At 51.8% G+C, this 16,995-nt stretch carries 15 protein-coding genes; 13 read left to right on the forward strand and 2 right to left on the reverse strand.

The features are described from left to right. The first annotated feature begins 18 nt into the window (after nt 1-18). The 8 genes from ACFQ2I_RS08475 (at nt 19) to coaD (ending at nt 10,737) form a co-directional block, all read left to right on the forward strand. Nucleotides 19-915, forward strand: coding sequence for an ABC transporter permease (locus ACFQ2I_RS08475; protein WP_377563544.1), 897 nt, complete (start codon nt 19-21; stop codon nt 913-915). Nucleotides 916-927: 12 nt separating this feature from the next. Next, nucleotides 928-1,803, forward strand: coding sequence for a carbohydrate ABC transporter permease (locus ACFQ2I_RS08480; protein WP_377563546.1), 876 nt, complete (start codon nt 928-930; stop codon nt 1,801-1,803). 34 nt (nt 1,804-1,837) lie between these two features. Continuing rightward, nucleotides 1,838-2,824, forward strand: coding sequence for a DUF4434 domain-containing protein (locus ACFQ2I_RS08485; RefSeq protein ID WP_377563547.1), 987 nt, complete (start codon nt 1,838-1,840; stop codon nt 2,822-2,824). A gap of 81 nt (nt 2,825-2,905) precedes the next feature. After that, on the forward strand, nt 2,906-4,708 hold the full coding sequence (locus ACFQ2I_RS08490) for a cache domain-containing sensor histidine kinase (RefSeq protein ID WP_377563549.1): 1,803 nt from the start codon (nt 2,906-2,908) through the stop codon (nt 4,706-4,708). Continuing rightward, entirely contained in the window at nt 4,708-6,309 is a 1,602-nt protein-coding gene (locus tag ACFQ2I_RS08495) for a response regulator (protein ID WP_377563550.1), read from the forward strand. Before ACFQ2I_RS08490 ends, ACFQ2I_RS08495 begins: the two co-directional genes overlap by 1 nt. A gap of 23 nt (nt 6,310-6,332) precedes the next feature. Beyond that, entirely contained in the window at nt 6,333-9,302 is a 2,970-nt protein-coding gene (locus ACFQ2I_RS08500; RefSeq protein WP_377563551.1) for a family 78 glycoside hydrolase catalytic domain, read from the forward strand. Nucleotides 9,303-9,557: 255 nt separating this feature from the next. After that, nucleotides 9,558-10,244 (forward strand): 16S rRNA (guanine(966)-N(2))-methyltransferase RsmD, encoded by a 687-nt coding sequence (gene rsmD / locus ACFQ2I_RS08505; RefSeq protein WP_377563880.1) that lies wholly within the window; start codon nt 9,558-9,560, stop codon nt 10,242-10,244. Further along, nucleotides 10,231-10,737, forward strand: coding sequence for a pantetheine-phosphate adenylyltransferase (coaD, locus tag ACFQ2I_RS08510; protein WP_377563552.1), 507 nt, complete (start codon nt 10,231-10,233; stop codon nt 10,735-10,737). Before rsmD ends, coaD begins: the two co-directional genes overlap by 14 nt. Before the next feature lie 25 nt (nt 10,738-10,762). On the opposite strand, the gene ACFQ2I_RS08515 is transcribed toward coaD, so the two are convergent. After that, nucleotides 10,763-11,959, reverse strand: a complete 1,197-nt coding sequence (locus tag ACFQ2I_RS08515) for a nucleoside recognition domain-containing protein (RefSeq protein ID WP_377563553.1) — start codon at nt 11,957-11,959, stop codon at nt 10,763-10,765. A gap of 102 nt (nt 11,960-12,061) precedes the next feature. Between ACFQ2I_RS08515 and ACFQ2I_RS08520 the strand changes: the two genes are divergently transcribed. Then, nucleotides 12,062-13,132: a S16 family serine protease gene (locus ACFQ2I_RS08520; protein WP_377563556.1), complete on the forward strand. Its 1,071-nt coding sequence runs from the start codon at nt 12,062-12,064 to the stop codon at nt 13,130-13,132. Here the strand turns inward: ACFQ2I_RS08520 and ACFQ2I_RS08525 are convergent. Beyond that, nucleotides 13,098-14,363: a nucleotidyltransferase gene (locus ACFQ2I_RS08525; RefSeq protein WP_377563557.1), complete on the reverse strand. Its 1,266-nt coding sequence runs from the start codon at nt 14,361-14,363 to the stop codon at nt 13,098-13,100. The two genes, ACFQ2I_RS08520 and ACFQ2I_RS08525, sit on opposite strands and share 35 nt — an antisense overlap. Nucleotides 14,364-14,542: 179 nt before the next feature. Here ACFQ2I_RS08525 and ACFQ2I_RS08530 point away from each other — a divergent pair, with 179 nt between their 5' ends. The 4 genes from ACFQ2I_RS08530 to plsX all read left to right on the forward strand — a co-directional run bounded on the left by ACFQ2I_RS08530 (nt 14,543) and on the right by plsX (nt 16,991). Beyond that, a complete protein-coding gene (locus ACFQ2I_RS08530; RefSeq protein WP_377563558.1) occupies nt 14,543-15,070 on the forward strand; it encodes a YceD family protein in 528 nt (175 codons plus the stop codon). 32 nt (nt 15,071-15,102) lie between these two features. Beyond that, on the forward strand, nt 15,103-15,276 hold the full coding sequence (gene rpmF, locus ACFQ2I_RS08535) for a 50S ribosomal protein L32 (RefSeq protein WP_262680209.1): 174 nt from the start codon (nt 15,103-15,105) through the stop codon (nt 15,274-15,276). A 145-nt stretch (nt 15,277-15,421) separates the two neighbouring features. Continuing rightward, a complete protein-coding gene (fapR, locus tag ACFQ2I_RS08540; RefSeq protein WP_377563881.1) occupies nt 15,422-16,018 on the forward strand; it encodes a transcription factor FapR in 597 nt (198 codons plus the stop codon). Then, nucleotides 16,002-16,991 carry a phosphate acyltransferase PlsX gene (plsX, locus tag ACFQ2I_RS08545; protein WP_377563560.1) on the forward strand — a complete coding sequence of 330 codons (990 nt, stop codon included), beginning with the start codon at nt 16,002-16,004 and terminating at the stop codon, nt 16,989-16,991. Before fapR ends, plsX begins: the two co-directional genes overlap by 17 nt. Nucleotides 16,992-16,995: the final 4 nt, after the last annotated feature.

A 16,995-nucleotide genomic window follows, 5' to 3' on the forward strand; every position in this document is an offset into this window, starting at 1 on the left:
AGAAAGGTGAACTGGAATATGCTGCGTAATCTCAGAATGAATAAATCGCTTCACTTGATGGTATGGCTAGGCATGGTTTTTGTCCTTGTATTTAGCTACGTTCCCATGTTTGGTGTAGCGATTGCTTTTCAACAGTTTCGACCGGTTATGGGATTTATGAAGTCCGAATGGGTCGGATGGAGCAACTTCACTCTTATGTTTCAGATTCCGGACTTTTATCAGGTCGTCATGAACACGCTTATTATAGCGGGACTTAAGCTGTCAATCGGCTTTTTTGTCCCGATCGTATTCGCTTTGCTGCTGAACGAGGTTCGGCTTCTCTGGTTCAAAAAAACGATTCAAACGATGGTGTATCTCCCCCATTTTATGTCCTGGGTAATCCTTGGCGGCATCCTGACGAATATATTGTCCATTGAAGGTGGCATCGTCAATGTGTTGCTGGAGGCATTCGGCATTGAGCCCATTATGTTCCTGGGCAGCAACGACTGGTTTCGCCCCGTATTGATTATTAGCGACATATGGAAGGAATTCGGCTTCTCCATGATTGTTTACTTGGCTGCGCTTGCTGGCATTAATCCCGCGCTCTACGAAGCGGCCGTCATTGATGGAGCTAACCGATGGAGGCAGACGTTGCATATTACGATTCCCGGGCTGTATCCCATGATGGCTCTGGTCGCAACGTTAAGCCTTGGCGGAATTGTGAATGCGGGATTTGATCAAGTGTTTAATTTATACAACCCGATTGTCTATGAGACCGGTGATATTATCGATACCTACGTATACCGCGTAGGGCTTCAACAGACACAATACAGCTTCGCGACTGCTGTGGGCTTGAGCAAATCCGTCGTAAGTCTGGTTCTAATGGCAACGGCTTACCGACTAGCTTACAAATACGCGAACTATAGAATTTTTTAGGAGGCTTACTCCGTGAACGATAACGCACCTTACGGTAAGCTGTTTCACTTGTTCAACCATTCTTTTTTGTTGCTGTCGGGCTTGCTGTGCTTGCTCCCGTTCGTGCATGTTCTGGCTCAATCGCTCAGCTCCGCCGTCAGCATAGCAGCTAACGAAGTCACCTTTTGGCCCGTCGACTTTACGGCTGCTTCTTACGAGTTGATCTTCAAGGAGTCCAAGCTGCTTACTGCGATGGGGATTTCTGTACAGCGAGTTGTATTAGGCGTTGCCGTCAACATGCTGCTTACTGTGCTCATCGCATTCCCGCTGTCGAAGGAGGATCGCATTTTCAAGGGAAGAACCGTGTACGCTTGGATGCTTGTGTTCGCCATGATATTCAGTGGCGGATTGATTCCGCTTTATTTGACAGTCAATGAGCTGGGGCTTATGGATAGTATATGGTCGCTTATTTTGCCGGGGGCTGTCCCCATATACAACGTTGTGCTGATGCTGAATTTTTTCCGGTCATTACCGAAGGAGCTTGCTGAATCTTCCTATATAGACGGGGCCGGTCATTGGGGAACGCTGTTTCGCATTTATGTTCCGTTAAGCCTTCCCGCGATGGCTACATTGACGTTGTTCTCCATTGTCGGGCATTGGAACTCTTGGTTCGACGGCATTATATTCATGAACAATCCGATCCACTATCCCTTATCCAGTTATTTGCAGACAGTTATTATACCCATTGACGTCACTGCAATCAATAGTCTCGAAGATTTGCATCTGGTATCTGACCGCAGTCTCAAGGATGCGCAGATCATCGTCGGCGCTTTGCCGGTGCTCGTCATCTATCCGTTCCTGCAGCGTTTCTTCGTGAAAGGCATTGTGCTTGGAGCGGTAAAGGAATAGAGAGGCCAACCGAATGTGAAAGGAGGAAAAGCAGATGAAGGCAATTAGAGGCTCGCTATATTACATGAACCTGAACGGTGGCAAAACAAGCATCGATCGGGAGATCACGGCGCAGGCGAAGGCAGGCTTCGATCTGTTATGGGTGAACGGGCCGGCATTCTCGCTTGAAAGCCTGCAGATGCTGGGGGAACAGGGACAATTCGATCCCATCGCTTACATGCTGGATGAAGCGCATGCAATGGGGATGAAGGTTATAATTGAGGTTATGGCGGATAGCAATTGGTATATGCGCTGGGACCTCGAGGCGGATTTGGAACGAAGCGATCGCATCGTATCTATCCTTGCACAGAGGTACGGGATTCATCCCGCATTCGAAGGTTACTATTTGGGCAATGAATTGTACATTGTGCACGGCAAGGATAAGGAATATATCCGAACCTTGTGGGCATCCATCGCAGCGCAATGCCGATCATCGACGCCGGGCTGTAAGATCGTCGCCTCTCCATTCTTCGTATCGGATTCGCATGAGGTACTGGGCTATCCATACGAATGTCCGGAAGCATACGAGCAGTTCTGGGATGAGATGCTGACAGGCTGCGATCTGGACATCGTCATGCTTCAAGATTCCGGGGCAGAGCATGGCGCATTCTACTCCGTAGAGGAGCGAGAGCCTTACTTTGCGGCAGTGGCCAGCGCATGCAATCGCCATGGTGTCGAGCTTTGGGGCAATATCGAGCTTGCCGAGATCGACGTGAAGGATTACATCGAGCTCAAGCAATTCCGAGGTGAGCATGGCGCGAATGGCGAGGGTTTTCACGATCGCCGTTGGAAGAGAGTGCCGCTGCCGAAGCTGAACAAGAAGTCTGAACTAGCATCGAAGTATTGCAGGCATCTCGTCAGCTGGGGGTTCCAGCAGTTTATCAGTCCTGAATCCGGTATGCCGGGCTGCCAGTCTTATTACGAGGCGTTCTGCCGCTGGAATCTTGACAGAAGGGAGAAAGCCGTCCAACATGAATCATAAAGACATGATGATCGCTTGCTGAACAAGATAACAATATTTGTACAATATCACGGCAAAGCGTGCTGATAGGGAGGAGAGGCGATGATACGGAAATTAGCGATAAAGGGGAATTTGCGCGGTGTATTAATGAAGCTGCTGCTTGCATTTTTCCTGCTGACAATTCCTGTGTATCTCGTCTCGCTTTCCCTGCTTGGATCTGCGATTACGTCGGTCAAGCATCGGATTACGGATTCCGTACATACGGACTTGGACCGATTCCTGAGCAGGTTGACAATCGATCTGGAACGTGTGAAGCAATTTCAGCTCATGCTGAAAAATGATGAAAACGTTCAATATTTTTATGCGGCCCAAAATATAATGAGTGACTATGAGAAAATCGCTTTATTCAAAGAGCTGAAATCCAAATTTGAACTGATTGTTTCGAATAGCAGCTTCATCGACGACTTGATAATCGACTTTCCTGAGTCGGACTTGCGATTATCCTACGTCTCTGGGCGCACCGATATTCCTTCTGACGATCGGAGTTCGTATGCCGAAGAGGATTACAGCGACGGTTGGCTGAAGACTTCATACGGCTGGGCTGAGCTGGAACGGACAAGGAGCGACGTATTAAGCTATACGCTCTTCACCCGAACGTTGCGTGGCGGCACACAGAAGCTGCATTATGTGCTTCGTATGAACATTGCGCTGGACCAATTTCGATCATTGCTGGGACAACTGAAAGTAGGAAAGTCTGGAAGCGCTTTAATAGTCGATCGCTCAGCCGGATTTGTGATTCGAGGAAATGACAGCATGGTGTCCGACGTCATCGGGGAACGTTTGTCGGAACAGCTGCTTGCAGGCGAATCCGACGGCATTCTCCATACGAAGGTCGACAAGCTGAAGTATACCGTGCTCTACCGGCATTCTCCCGAGCTTAATTGGACCGCTGCAGTCTATGTTCCGGAACGGGAGTTCCTGGGAGAAGTAAGAAGCACAAAGCAGAAGCTGTATGTATTGATTGCTGTATCCGTGCTAAGCGTTATCGGATTCTCCTATATTATTTACAGGCACATTCACAAACCGATACGGGTACTGTACAATGCCATGCAGCAAGTAGGGAGAGAGCGTTACGATACAAGGATTGCGAGCAGCCGCAATGACGAATTCGACTATATCTATACGCGATTCAACGACATGATTCAACGAATCGAGCACGCTATTCAAAGGGACTATTTGCAACAGATCCGAATCAAGCAGTCGGAATTGAATCAGCTTCAGGCACAGATTAATCCTCATTTCTTATACAACTGCTTCTATAGCGTGTACCGGATGTCGAAAGAAAGGGATTACGAAGCTATAGCCAGAATGACGGACTACCTGGGCCGCTATTATCAGTTTATTACATATAAAAGCAGGAGCGACGAGGTGACGCTTCAGGAGGAAGTGTCGCATTCCGTCGTCTACCTTGACATCCAATCCATCCGGTTCGAAGATCAACTGTCCTATGAGCTTCATGTTGCTCCTCAACTATCCCACGTTCTGGTGCCGAGACTCATTCTTCAGCCGTTGATTGAGAACGCAATTGTTCACGCACTGGAGGAGAGTGCAGAGCATGTGAGAATCGAAATCTCTGCCGCGGCCGATGGAGGCGTATTGAAATTGACGGTGGCGGATAACGGGCCGGGTATAGAAGAAGAGCGGCTCTGTGAAGTGGTCGCAGGTCTGGAAAGGGAGCACATTCATCCGGACAATAGCTTTGCGTTGTGGAATATTCATTGGCGCTTGAAGTATAAGTTCGGGCCGGGCTTCGGCATTGCGATCGGCAAGCGTAAGGAAGGCGGCTTTGTTATTACACTTAAGCTGCCTCTGCATGAGGGAGGGGAACGGTCATATACACGTTAATGATTGTTGATGACGAGAGGAGAATTCTGCGCGGATTGACGCAAGCCGTTCTGGAGAGCGGCCTTCCGTTCACAAGCGTTCAAGGTTTCCATAATGCCGAAGAGGCTCTGCGCGCGATGGAATCGAGTCCATGCGATATTCTGCTGTCCGATATCCGGATGCCTGGGCGTGACGGATTGGAGCTTGCGGGAGCAGTAAGAGCTTGTTGCCCCTCTTGCAAGGTCATATTCCTGACTGGCTTTGGTCAATTTGAATATGCCCAACAAGCTGTGAAGCTTGGCGCTTTCGATTTCCTGGTCAAGCCGGTTCGAGACGAACAATTGCTTCAATGCCTGGAACGTGCGCTTCTGAACCTGAAGGAGGAGAAGAAGGAAGCCGAATCTATACATAAGTTGCGAACCCGATATGAAGAGACTGTGCCGGTCGTGAGAGAGAGTTTTTTGAGACAGTGTGCGGGAAGTGAACGCACAAGTCGGAATGTAAATGAGATAATCGCGGAAGGAAAATTGTTGCAACTGGACATTGCGTTGGATTCTCCTGTCAGATTTGTCGTCATGCGTGTGAACAATCGAAAGAAATGGATTGATTCCCCAAAAAAGAGCGAGACATTGGACAGCCTGCTATTTGAAGCTGTAGGAACGGTTAAGGGGGAATCAGGTCTTTGCATGGAGTGCTGGCGAGATGCCGATTTTTTTGCATGCGCATGGCAATCGAAAAGTGCAATAGGGTCAGTCGTTATGGAGAAGCAACTCCGAAGAGCTTTAATCGATATGCAAAAAATATTGTTCGAACGACACGGTATGGACACGTCCATTATGCTGTCCAAGCAGGCGGACAACTTGGAGCAATGGGGAATCAGCTATCAGGAGGCTTTGCAGGCTCTGAAGCAGCATATCAGTCAGGGCCGGGGTTCGATTGCGGAAGTGCCCCAGGGAGAAGGCGTGTTAATGGGCCGGCTGCCGGGCCTGGATTTGCTGCAATCGCTCGGACTATTGCTGGAGGCCGGTGATGAGGAACAATACTATAACCGGCTTAACCAAGTATTTAGCGATGCACGGACGACCCCAGGCCTCCCATACCGGATCTACGCAGAGATCGTCCATTTGCTTTCGCTAGCGTTGCTGACCTCTGTGAATAAGCTTACCTTGACTTCGGAGGAACGGGATAGGCTGCGTATTGAGGAATGGACGGACATGTCCTGCTTCTATTCTGTGGAACAGATGAGCGAAGTGTTCCACACGGTTTCCGCCGAGGTATTCAAGCTGACAAGCCGTCAACGCGATATGAACAGGGATGTCATGAGTCGATTGAAATGGTATATTTCCCAGCACCTGAGCGGGGACCTGTCCCTTTCCGAATTGTCCAAGATCGCCCATATGAGCACAGCTTATTTATCACGTATATTCAAAGAAACAACAGGCGAGGGCATTAATCACTATGTGACACGGGCAAGAATTGAGAAAGCTATGGAGCTGTTAAGATTGCCTTCCGCCAAAGTAAGCGATGTCGCCGTACAAGTCGGTTATGACAATACACCTTATTTCACCAAAGTATTCAAAAAGGTTGTCGGCGTCACTCCTCAGGAGTTTAAGAACGAATAGAAATGGAAGGGAGTTGCTTTCTGATGGAAGAGTTGCCGCAGAATTCCCCATTATCAGGAGCGGTCTGGATCAGTTATCCTTCCTCCTTGAAGCACACTGCAAGCGGAAAGGCTTATTTTTGTTTCATCAAGTCTTTTTCATGGAAGAAAGGGACGCAGCAGGCTTTCCTTCATATTACAGCGGATTACCGCTACACCGCATGGCTCAACGGGCAGTGGATAGGTCAAGGCCCCGTGCGTGGCTGGCCGGATAGCTACGCGATCGATTCTTATGATGTATCCGATGCGCTGCTGGAGGGCGATAATCGACTGGCTGTGCTGCTGCATGTTTTGGATGTGTCCACCTTTCAATACATCTTTACCGGCCAATCCGGGTTTGCGGCGAAGCTCCACGCGGCGGATGACGAGGGAGAGTATGCCGTTATGACGGATGAGTCCTGGTTATGCCGCTTACACCCTTCGTTCGGGGACAATACCCCTCGCATATCGACCCAGCAAGCTTTCGTGGAGCATTATGACGCCAGGGTGGAGCCTGCGGATTGGCTGATGGACTGTCCGGAGGGATGTCATCGCGCCGACGAATCTGCATGGCTGCAAGCGGCTAATTCGGGAAGAGAGCCGGATCTGCGGCCGCGAGACATCCCGCTTCTGGCTGAAGAGACGGTGTATCCCGCCAAGGTAAGGGAGAAGGCGACGGTGAAGCTTCCAAGAGCGCCCTGGAGCATGGATTTGCGCCATATGCTTATTCCTGGCAACAAGGATGCCAATCCGCACACGGTGCAGGGGATGGTGGTCACCACAGTGAAGCTGGAGCGGAGCGCCATGCTGCGGTTTTACTTTCAAGACCGGACTTCCGGCTTGCATACCAGGCTGGCGGTGAATGGGGTAAAGATCGAGCCTATTGATGATTCCGGCCAGCACTGGAGCGGATTGTTCCATTATGATGTCCTGCTCCATGCGGGGGAGAACTTCCTCCTTTTTTGGTTTGATGGCGTTACGCACGAATTTACATTTCAGACCGTGGCCGAGTTGACGGATGACGTGGCCGTGTCACCCTGCCTACCTGGCATTGAGGAAAGCCGCTTTGGTTTCTTTGTTCCCGGAAGGGATGAGGATGGCCGTGCCCTGTTCGAGCAATTGAAGCATTCATCTGACTGGCAGCAGTGGCAGGCAGCAGCCAAGGACAGCTGGACGGCGATTACCCGCGATATGGAGCATTCGGACAATGTTTTTTTGCGAATCCGGCATTCCTTGCCTATCGAAGCATTCGAGCAAGCCGATTGCTATGCCCACAGCTGCTGCAGCGGCAACAGGGACAGTACGATTATAGCTGCGCCGAATGTAGGGCAGGCCGTTCGGCTTGTGCTAGAATTCGATCGCATGACGGCGGGATTTCTGGAGTTTGAGCTCTATGCGCCTGCCGGGACGGTGATGGATATTTACGGGTTTGAGGCATATAGCGGTGACACGATTGTTCATATGGACTCCATGCATAATACGATGCGTTATATTTGCAAGCAGGGATGGCAGCGATACCGGTCCCTCCAGCACCGGAGCTTCAGATATCTAGTCATTCAGCTCTCCGAATTCACAGGTGCAATCCGTCTTCGCTCGGTGCAATGCCTGCTCAGGACGTATCCTTCTCCGAGGATCGGTCATTTTCGCTGCAGCGAAGAAAAGTTGAATCGCATTTTCCAGATGAGCCGCTGGACGGCGGCGCTGTGCAGCGATGATGTATTTGTCGATTGCCCCACGTATGAACAAGCATACTGGGTGGGAGACGCTTATATTATGTCAGGCGTTCAATCGGCCATGGCAGGGATGGAGCCGCTGATTGCACGCAGCCTGCTGCTTGCCGGCGAATCCATGAAGCGCTCTCCCATCGTAGAATCCCAGGTGCCGAGCGGTTGGGAGAACGTGTTGTCGACGTGGAGCTTGCTTTGGGCGCTGGCTTGCACAGCGCATGTAAGGCGAACGGGAGACATGGCATTTGCCAAGCGAATTTACCCTATGCTGAAGCGGCAAACACTATACATCAGCGAGAATTTAATGGACGAGCGTACGGGGCTGATCGCATCCCCTTATTGGAATCTGCTGGATTGGGCTTCTATTGACGCTCCTTCCGGGGCTATCGTCACACATGTCAACGCTTGGTATCTTCAGTGTTGCAGAGAAGCTGGGGAGCTTGCAGAGCGAATAGGAGAATGGAAAGATGCCGAGCAATATCGCTTAATTGCGGAAGCGATTATGGATGGGATGAACGAATACCTATGGGACGACAGGATCGGGGCATTCGCGGATTGCATCGGAGCTGACGGCCGGTTGAGCGACGTTGCCAGCGAGCAGACGCAAATCATCTGTTACATTAACGATGCCTTCCGGCAAGATCGGCGTGCTGCTCTTTTGCGTTATGTCCGTGGGGAAGTGAAGGATACTGTCGCATGCGCAACGCCCTTTATGCGTTTTTTCAAGTTGCAAGGATTGAAGAAGGCAGGATTGGCAAGTGAGCTGTTAAGTGAAATTCGTTCCGTATGGGGACAAATGGCGGATGCGGACAGCACGACTTGCTGGGAAGATATGCCGGGAAGGTGGTCGCAGGGATATCCCACACGCAGTTATTGTCATGGCTGGAGCGTGGCGCCGGCTTATTTCCTACCACATACCATCGCAGGCATTCCCCCGAGCGACGCATGGACATCACCCATCGTCATCTCGCCGCAGCCCGCTACTCTTGACTGGGCGGAAGGCAGCATCATGTCGCCTAAGGGAGAACTCCACGTATCTTGGGAGCGTACGGAGCGGCTGTTCCGCGCCTCGGTTCGTTTGCCCGCAGAGCTTGACGGTATGCTGCGCATTCCTGCGCCGGCTTATGCTGTGAGAAGTATTTCCATGAACGGCATGATGGCATCTATTTCCTCCGTCGTCGAGAACGGCTGCTGGCAAGTGCCAATAGAGGGAGGGAGTCGGGTAGTTGTCGAGGCGGCGATAGGCTGAAAAAGTCAGATAGAATCAAAAAAATCGACCCCCGCCTTTCGGCGGGGGTCTTTCATGGGAGAGGAGAAACCGGACGAAGAGCTTATGGGGAAACGTAAGTCTTCTCCGCGGTTGTCTACGGCATCTCTCGACGCCGATGATTTTATCTTCTCCCGATTCGCAAGGAATATACCTGCCCCCGATTATTTACCCCGAACAATTTTTATAATCTTGATTTGGCGAATGATGCTTTCAATTGCAGTTGAAAAGGATGAGATGCGTTGCAATGAGTTGCAGACGTTATCTTTTCACTTGAATAGATTGTGTGGTACGATAGGCGGGAAGTTGTGTGAAAGGGGCAAATTTGACGTGAGAGTCGTAGCGGGCCAGGCCAAGGGCCGTGTTCTGAAAGCTGTGCCGGGCATGAATACGAGACCGACGACGGATAAAGTGAAAGAAGCCATATTCAGCATGATTGGACCTTACTTCGAAGGCGGAGCCGCTCTTGATCTGTTCGCCGGTACGGGCGGACTTGGCATTGAAGCTTGGAGCAGAGGCATTCAGCGCATTATCCTCGTCGACCGTGAGAAGCTAAGCATTGACACCATCCGCCATAACTTGAAGACGGCGGGCGCGGAGCAGTCGGCAGAAATATATCGGAATGATGCGGAGAGAGCGCTGAAAGCGTTGGACAAGCGAGGACTTTCCTTCCGCCTTGTCTTCCTCGATCCGCCTTATCGAATGACGAATATGGACGAAATGATGAATGGCATGGCACAAGCAGGCATGCTAGAGCCGGATGCATTTGTCGTAATCGAGCATGACACGGCGGTTGTATATCCCGATGAAATAGCCGAATTCCAATGCTTGAAGAAGGCGAAATACGGGGATACAAGTGTAACCATTTATCAATACATAGGAACTGACAGCAAGGATAGGAGAGAAGCCGATGACAACGAATGAGAACAAAAAAGTGAGAATCGCCGTCTACCCCGGCAGCTTTGATCCTGTCACTTATGGTCATCTGGATATAATTCAGCGTTCTGCGAAGCAATTCGACCGGCTCATCGTGGCCGTACTGAACAATACAAGCAAAAACCCGCTGTTCACGGTTGACGAGCGGAAGGAACTGTTGGCGGAAGTGACTAAGGACTTACCAAATGTGGAAATCGACAGCTTCAGAGATTTGCTCGTCCGATATATGCGTTCCCGGCAAGCTGATGTTATTATTCGCGGCATCCGTTCCGTGACGGATTTCGAGTATGAGCTGACATTGGCTTCGACGAACCATCTGCTGGATGGAGAGATTGACACGATGTTCATGATGACGAATCCCAAATACTCTTATCTCAGCTCAAGCATTGTGAAAGAGATCGCCCAGTTCAACGGTAAAGTAGAGGACTTGGTGCCTTCAGTGGTGGAGAATCGATTGCGGGAGAAATACGCGAATCGCTAGCCGGTCATAGATTAATGCCAGAGCATCAACGTGCCCATCGTCTCTGCTTAAGAATGACAACAGCGATTAAACACGCGGCGAGGCATACTCCTGCTGTAATGAGCGACTTATCCCATATCGGGGGTAAGTCGCTTGTGCTGTAAGGGAAGGGCGACAATACGACATTTAATCCAGGTTGATGGGCACTGGTTGTCTGTGCGATACTGCCGCTCAAATAGTGAGCCAGTATGGTGATTGGCTTCCATAGAAGGAATACGAACAGAGCCGCATGCAACGCATGCGCGATGCGGTGCGCGATGAAGGGAAGCAGGCGCATATCCGTACCAGAGGCGGAGTGGACAGCTTGTAATATGCCGCCAAGACCGCTCCATGCCAAAGTCGCCGCGATAGCCGAAGCAACCGCTGTGGAGCTCGCATGCTGCTGCCATTCTGCTGCTGCATATGCACCCAGGTGGCTTTCGAACAGGGCTGGGCCCAGGAAAGGAGCAGTAGTCAAAAAAGGGGAGAGTAGCGGCTCGCACATTCTGGCAAAAACAGCTGCGCACAGGATAAATCCGCCGATCATCAGCAGCTTCTGCACGCCGGAAGAGACAGCTTCCCCGAGCGCAGTGCCGAAGCTTCGTCCATCCTTCTCCCTTGCTGCTTGCATGGCTGCTGCTGCTGACCCTATTAGTCTTCCCGACGCGCGGTCGTTGGACTGTAGCATAATTCTGCCGGCCTTCCCCGACAACAGGGACGTCGCAAGCAACAGCCATAATGCGGACAACCAGACGGCAGCGGCGATAATCACGCCGGTCAATGGGCGATGAAGAAAGCCGGCCCCAACGATCACAAGCATGAACAATGGATTGGGCATATGGGAATAAGCCTGCAGACGCTCTGCTTGCGAGCTGCTTATCAATTGCCTTTTGCGCAAGTCGGCGGCAGCAGCCGTTCCGGCTGTGTATCCTCCAAGAAGGCCTATCATCAAGACTAGTCCCGCTTCACCGGGAAGTCTGAACAATCGTGTCATAAGAGGGGCTAGCAACGCGCCAAGCGCGTGGACGAGGCCGAAGGCGAGCATGATTTCATAAAGCACAAGAAACGGAAGCAGACCTGGGAAGATGATATTCCACCAGACGGCCAGACCCTGCAGAGAGGCTTGGAACGATGCGTCAGGCTGAAGGATGATGGAACAGACGAGCGCGACGGACAGAACCGCGACCAGTATCGTTTTGGGCAATAGGGTCAACTCCTCTTGCTAGGTTGGACAATCCTACCCTAATATGTACGCCGCTGATTGACAAGATAGACCATATACAGATTGCTACGGGAGTGTGAGGAGATGAAGGGGAGAAGCTCTGTCCTGCGCCGTACGCTTATATCCGCTGCGTGTGCGGCAGTGATCATGTGGGGATTATTGTATGCTCCCACTCCATATGTCGTATACGAGCCCGGAATTGCAATTCCGGTCGCGAGTTTGATGGAGAGGGGCGGCATCTCGGCTGAAGTCGGCGGAGGGGAAGAGGGGCTGCTGCTCACGGCGGTGAAGCTGAGTGCCCCGAATATGTGGGAAGTAGCGAAGGCAGTTATCCATCGCGATAAGGAAGTGGCATGGAAGCGCGATGTGTTCAGCGGTGGATCCCAGCGTCAATTCGCAGAGCGGCTGACTGTGATTATGCAGGGCTCCCAGAACGATGCGCTGGAAGCGGCATACCGTAATCTCGGCGTGGGCTACCGCAAGGAGCCGCAATCGCTCGTCGTGTCCGACGTTCAGAGGATTGCCGGTCAGCCGGCCAGCGGCTTTCGCGCTGGAGACGTTATCATTGGTGTGCATGACGGCGAAGGGATCAGTGGAGCGGATGAGGCCGTGACGGTGTTGCGGCAGCATCAGGGCAAGGAATCGCTGACGCTGGATGTGAGGGGAACCGACGGTAAGAAACGTGTTGTGCGTATCCCATTGCCTGAGTCTGGCACTTCGTCTCTGACCTTGGAACAACTGCCGATTATACTTGGTGTAACGGGGTTCATCGAGCTTAGAGCCATTGTTGCCGAAGAGGCTTCGCAACAGCTGGCGATTACGGCCAATGGGATTGGCGGTCCTTCAGCGGGTCTCGTATTCGCGTTGCAGGGGATCAATCTGTTGACGGAAGAGAAGCTCGCAGACGATATACGAATCGCTGCGACCGGCACCATTGCGCCGGATGGCAAGGTGGGTGCAATCGGCGGGGTGAGGCAGAAGGTTGTATCCACCAGTCTTCAAGGCGCGGAGCTCTTCCTGGTGCCCAAGGACAATGAACGGGAAGCTAGAAGGAAGAGCAAGGCAATCGGAAGCGAGATGAAGATCGTCGGCATATCTACACTGGAAGAAGCATTGGCAGCTATAGCGGACTATCGCCGGACGGCTGCCCGATGATCGGCTGCCCGCGGAAATCCCGATACATGGAAGCCGAAGTCGATCCTGTCACGCCCAGCATATAAATCGCTGTAGCTGTAGTATCCAGCTCCAGATAGCGGTATGGAGCTGGCGGTCGGGCGGCGCTAAGCAGTATGGGGAGTGAAGCGGTCTTGCGCATGCGCCGCAAGAGCAGCTTGCCCCTCTCGGTGAAGCCCAGTACCCGTATGTATTGTACGCCCGCCGCCAGCTTGTCTCTTGTAAAGTCTGATTTACGATGTCCCAGCAAAATGGCGAGTAGCGCCCGCTGCAGCTTGGTATGCGTATAACGCTTCGTCTTCAAGGCGGATAGCAGCTGCTCAATGGTAGCTTCCGTAAGTTGGGGCATGCTATTGCGTATGCGATGCTCCAGTCCTTCCGTGATCTCATGAATAGACGCCAATTGCTCAGGCGTCCGCGTCAATACGGCGTTGAACAGCGCGATGCGGAAGTTCTCCCAGTTGACAGGGCACTGTTCCTTGGCCCAGCGGTCTGCGAGCACGGCGTGTGTGGACGGAGGCACAAATGCTGCAGCTTCCTGCAGGTTGCGGCTGTTCAGCAGCAGCTTGCGAATCGCTGTAGCGCTCGCGATGCTGGCGTCCGATGCTCGCTCGTCGCGATACTGCGCCTTCTCCCGGGCGATCGTTAGCGGCTCCATGGTGCCGTGAATCCGCTTCAGGGCAAGCAGATAATGCAAGGCAAGCGTATGATTGGGCTGGTCGAACGAGAATCCGCTGATATCCAGGTGACCTTGCTGATGCAAATAGGAGCTTACGGCTTCGCTATAGGCTCCGGGGTAACTGGAGCCTTGCTCCAAGTTGTGCTTCAGCAAGTCTTTGAACGCTGCGGGCTCATTCGCCAGCAGATCTGCGGCGAGCTTGAGTGGAGCGAGATTGCCGCTCTCCGTACCGAAGCAGAAGGCGTCTACGACGCCGGTCGCTTCAAGCAGCGATACTGCACCGTAGGCGAACCACTCCGCAGCTTGTGTGGCATAGGCGACGGGAAGCTCAATGACGAGATCGCAGCCTCCAGCAAGAGCCATCTCCGTGCGGGCCCACTTGTCCGTAAGAGCAGGTTCGCCTCGCTGCAGGAAATGTCCGCTCATGACGGCGACGACGGCATCAGCATCGGCCAGGGCGCGCGATTGCCGAAGATGATAAGCATGTCCGTTATGGAACGGGTTATATTCTACAATCAAACCTACAGTTCGCAAAGTGTCCAATCCTTTCTCTCATCTATAGAGGGGATGTTGGTACCCATCATAGCATAACGGAAGCGGCTGAGCATGAATTCTTCGCCTAATGCCAAAGTTCGTCAGATTGGCGAGGTGAAAATGTTGACAAATCAACTCTGAAATAGATATAATAAACTTTGTTTGTTTGAGGTGATCTTATGCAGATTCATATGAAAGATTTGATAGCGAAAGGCGGCAATAAGGTTCTCAAGGAAGAACTGAATGTCGACGAGCTGTTGAACAATCAGCGCGATGTCCTCTCGGCCGGACCACTACATGTATCGCTGGAGGCTGCAGGCGAACATGGAGTTGTGAAGGTAGAGGGTGAGCTGTCGATCGATCTGAAGATGGCTTGCTCGCGTTGCCTGGAACCCGTGAGTAAACATACCGTCATCCCGGTGTCGGAGCTGTTCAAGCCCGTTGCCAAGCTTACGCCTGAAGAGGATGTCGATGGTGATGAAGGCGATGAGAACGAGATCATTGAAGTCGAAGGGGATAAGCTGGATTTAAGTCCATATGTAGAGGAAGCATTGCTTCTCTATTTGCCTTTTGCCCCTTTGTGCAGCGCACAATGCAAGGGATTATGCCCGTCATGCGGCACGGATTTGAATACTGGTGCGTGCGGCTGCAGCAATGAAGTCATTGATCCCAGATTTGCCGCGCTCAAGGATTTGTTCAAGGATTAGCGTTTGTTGATTTTGTGAAGGAGGTGGGAAAGATGGCAGTACCTCAACGTAGAACGTCCAAGACTCGCCGCGACAAGCGTCGTACGCATTTCAAGCTTGCGATACCTGGAATGGTGAAGTGCGAGCAATGCGGAGAGCTGAAGAAGGCTCACCACGTATGTAAAGTGTGTGGATATTACAAAACGAAAGAGATCATTTCCCAATAAAAAATGATTTCAGCAATAGCACTTCATCTTGCGGTGGAGTGCTATTTTTTATATACTGTTTTAGTACCAGGTGATAATAAGGGTGTTAAAATACATAGCATAGATATGATAACTATGGATAAAGGCGGTGCCGGACTTGGAACGAATGCCCAAAAGACAGCGGCATCAACAGCTAACCCAATTTATTGAGGATAACCCGTTCATTACGGATCGTGAGCTTACCCGATTGCTGAAGGTCAGCATTCAGACGATTAGGCTTGACCGGATGGAGTTAGGCATTCCCGAGGTTAGGGAGAGAATGAAGCTGATGGCGGAGAGATCCTATGACTCCGTTCGTTCCTTGCCGCTTCATGAGGTGATCGGCGATATTGTGGATCTGGAGCTGGACAAGAGCGGCATATCCTTGTTTGAAATCAGGCAAGAACACGTATTCTCCAGAACCTCTATCGCCAGGGGTCATCATTTGTTTGCACAGGCCAATTCATTGGCTGTAGCCGTTATAGACGACGCGATTGCATTGACGGTGACTGCGGATATCCGCTTTTTGCGCCCTGTCCGATTAGGGGAGAAATGCATAGCGAAGGCTTACGTGAAGTCGATCTCTGGGGAGCGGAGCAAGTCGAAAATCGAATGTTTCACTTATGTTGGTGAAGAGATGGTCTTTCAGGGCAATTTCGTCATATACAGGTCCGCTGGAGAAGGGGAATACGAGGGAGGAGAAGTCATTGCGGATCGCAATTGATGCTATGGGGGGAGACCATGCTCCTGGATTAATCGTGGCCGGTGCGCTGGAGGCTGCCCGTGAATGGCCAGATACGGAGCTGTTGCTGGTCGGAGATCCCGCTGCAATCGAGCCGTTGCTTGGCGAAGGAAAGCCGGCCAATGTGAAGGTTGTGGAGGCGGCGGAAGTGATAAGACCAGAGGATGAACCGGTCCGGGCAGTCAGACGCAAGAAGGGAGCATCTATGGTCGTGGCCGGTCGGCTGGTGAAAGAGAAGGAAGCGGATGCGATGTTGTCGGCCGGCAATACCGGCGCTCTGATGGCAACCGGACTCCTTGTTGTGGGCAGACTGGAAGGGATAGAGCGCCCCGCGCTTGCGCCAATGATGCCCACGATGGACGACATTGGCGTCCTGGCGCTGGATCTGGGGGCCAATATGGACGCCAAGCCGGAGCATCTGCTCCAATATGCGATTATGGGCAGCCTGTATCGCGCCAAGGTTCATGGGATGGATCAGCCGCGCGTTGGACTGCTCAATGTAGGCACAGAAGCGAAGAAGGGCAATGAAACGATGAAAGCGGCGTATGACCTTTTGTCGGAAGCGCCTATTCATTTTATCGGGAATGTAGAGTCAAGGGATGTCCTGAACAGGAATTGTGATGTGCTCATATGCGACGGCTTCGCAGGCAACATTATGCTGAAGGCGATGGAAGGAGCGGCCGGCACGATCTTCACCGCACTTAAGGACGCGTTCGGGCAGTCTATCATGACAAAGCTGGCTGCCGCGATTATGCTACCGAGGCTGAAAGCTCTGAAGAAGAAGATGGATTATAAAGAGCATGGCGGGGCGCCGCTGCTGGGGCTCAATGGGCTGGTCGTGAAATGTCACGGCTCCTCGGATATCGTGGCGGTCAAGAATGCGGTTCGCCAAGCCAGAATTGCCATACAAAACAAGCTGGTTGAATCTATTGCAGCAGAAATTAACGGGAAGTGAGTGT

Origin of the sequence: Paenibacillus chungangensis, assembly GCF_042675905.1 — a bacterium.
GTDB classification, from domain to species: Bacteria; Bacillota; Bacilli; order Paenibacillales; family Paenibacillaceae; genus Pristimantibacillus; species Pristimantibacillus chungangensis.